This window comes from Roseateles sp. P5_B10 (assembly GCF_056400485.1).
The window spans coordinates 1-2,391 of sequence record NZ_JBFULE010000788.1 but is presented as its reverse complement, the minus strand read 5'-3'; the positions used below and the strand labels follow the sequence as shown (position 1 = coordinate 2,391).

The window sequence follows — 2,391 nt, the reverse complement described above, 5'->3', positions numbered from 1 at the left end:
CCAGAACCACGACATCCTGAACTGGCGGCTGGCCAACGACACCTCCATCACCACCGATCCAGGCCGTCTGCCCGAGCCGGCCGACCTGGCGCTGCTGAGCCTGGCCGGCGTGGCGGCCCTCGCAGCCTCCCGCCGTCGCCGCGGCTGACGTTCGGCTTTTGCGAACGCCGGCATCAAGCCGACTGAACCCAGGCCCGCGCAAGCGGGCCTAGTCTTATGGGCATGCAAACCCCTCGCCTGCCCAGCTTCTTCCTCTCCCACGGCGGCGGCCCCTGGCCGTTCATGGACGGCGACTACCGTCGCGCCCACGCCAGGCTTGAGACCTCGCTGCAAGCCCTACCGGCCACATTGCCGGCCAAGCCGAAGGCCATCCTGATGATCTCGGCCCACTGGGAAGAGGCCGCCTTCACTGTCATGACCTCGCCCGCACCGGGCATGCTCTACGACTACGGCGGCTTCCCGGCCCACACCTACGAGGTGGTCTACCCGGCACCGGGCGATCCGGCGCTGGCCGAGCGTGTTGTCGCACTGATCCAGGCCGCCGGCCTGCCCGCCGCCCGCGACGCCCAACGCGGCTTCGACCACGGCGCCTTCTGCACGTTGGTACCGATGTACCCCGACGCCGACGTGCCCGTCGTGCAGCTGTCGCTCAAGCGCGGCCTGAACCCGGTCGAACACATCGCGCTGGGCCGCGCCCTGGCGCCGCTGCGCGACGAAGGCGTGCTCATCCTCGGCAGCGGCTTCAGCTTCCACAACCTGCGCCTCTACGGCTCGGCCGGCCGTGAGCCGTCCGCCGCCTTTGATGCCTGGCTGCAGTCCACCCTGCCCTCTCCGGCCGGCCGTGCTGAGCGCCTGCAGGCCTGGGCCCAGGCACCCGCTGCCCGCCTGGCCCATCCGCGCGAGGAGCATCTGCTGCCGCTGATGGTGGCCGCTGGCGCCGCCGAGGGCGAGACCGCCGCCTGCCACTATCACGAGACTGAATTCATGGGCGGCGTGACGGCGTCGAGTTTCCGCTTCGGATGACTCGCCGTGCAGGCCTGATCGCGAGGAGCGCCTGGGTGCTAGATTCGCCCACGCCGCTTCCTCGCCACAGGTCCTTATGAAACCTCCTCACGTCCTTGCCCTGGCTTTTGCGTTCGGCGCCCTCCCCGCGTTCGCGGCGGACGCACCGAAACCCATCCGTGCCCTGCTCATCACCGGCGGCTGCTGCCACGACTACGGTGCGCAAAAGGACCTGCTGAAATCGGGCATTGAGGCGCGCGCGAACATCGTCGTGGATCAAATGCACAGCGACAACACCACCGGCAGCCCCCCGCTGCCCCTCTTCGGCAACCCCGACTACGCGCGTGGCTACGACGTGGTCATCCACGACGAGTGCGCAGCCGACCCGCGCGACCCCAGCTCGTTCAAAAGCGTCTTGAAACCCCATCTGGACGGCATGCCCGGCGTCAATCTGCACTGCGCGATGCACAGCTTTCGCTCTGGCGACTACACCCAGCCGGTAGCCCGCGGTGCGGACAACGCCCAGTGGTACGAATACCTCGGCCTGCAATCGACCGGCCACGGACCGAATGAACCCATCGCGATCACCTTCGTCGACAAGGATCACCCGATCACGAGGACGCTCGACGGTTGGACCACCGTCAATGAGGAGCTCTACAACAACGTCCAGATCCTCGATGGCAAAGCGCTCGCAAAGGGCAGGCAGATCGTCAAGCAAAGCAGGCGGCAGCCCGACGGCAGCGTGACCGAAGAAGCACAGGCCGTCGAAACGGTCGTCGTCTGGACGAACGAATTCGGCCCGAAGAAGACGCGCGTGTTCAGCACCTCACTCGGTCACACCACGGCCACCGTCGCTGACGCCCGCTATCTGGACCTGGTCACCCAAGGCATTCTCTGGGCCACCGGCAAAGTCGACCAACCCGGCTACGCCAAGAAGAAGTAAGGCCACTCGCTGCTCCACTTCAAGCCATGACGCAAGCCCTGATCGATGCCCTGGTTGCCTGCCACCGTGACGGCAGCCGCTTGAGTGCCGCCGACTGGACCCACGCCGTACGTGACGAGGCCGATGCCTATGCCGTGCAAGACGGCATCGCCCGGGCGCTGTACTGGCGCTTCGACCGCTGGAAGTCCGGCGGCGCCAGCGCCCAGGGTCCGTTCAGCCATTCGCCAGTCAACCCCGTCCCCGGAACGTCACTGCTTGGTGTCGAGGCCGAGGTGGCGCTGCGCATTGACGCGGATGGGAGGGCGCAATCCATGTGCRTCGCTGTKGAACTGGTCGCCTCGCGCTGGSAGGAAGGGCTGGACGCGCCTGCCTTGCTGCGCATGGCCGACCACCAATCCAACGMCGGTCTGCTGCTCGGTGCCTGGCAACCCTATCGCCCGTTGCGG

Annotated in this window: 3 protein-coding genes and 1 pseudogene; all 4 read left to right on the top strand. The window is 67.4% G+C overall.

Annotated features, from left to right (window positions below; genetic code table 11):
• The first annotated feature begins 13 nt into the window (after nucleotides 1-13).
• On the top strand, nucleotides 14-148 hold the full coding sequence (locus tag AC1DU6_RS27660; RefSeq protein WP_477861037.1) for a PEP-CTERM sorting domain-containing protein: 135 nt from the start codon (nucleotides 14-16) through the stop codon (nucleotides 146-148).
• A gap of 74 nt (nucleotides 149-222) precedes the next feature.
• A complete protein-coding gene (locus AC1DU6_RS27655; protein WP_457322132.1) occupies nucleotides 223-1,023 on the top strand; it encodes a DODA-type extradiol aromatic ring-opening family dioxygenase in 801 nt (266 codons plus the stop codon).
• A 76-nt stretch (nucleotides 1,024-1,099) separates the two neighbouring features.
• Nucleotides 1,100-1,945, top strand: a complete 846-nt coding sequence (locus AC1DU6_RS27650; protein WP_477861035.1) for a ThuA domain-containing protein — start codon at nucleotides 1,100-1,102, stop codon at nucleotides 1,943-1,945.
• A 26-nt stretch (nucleotides 1,946-1,971) separates the two neighbouring features.
• Nucleotides 1,972-2,391 (top strand): annotated as a pseudogene (locus AC1DU6_RS27645) (hypothetical protein); the annotation flags it as partial.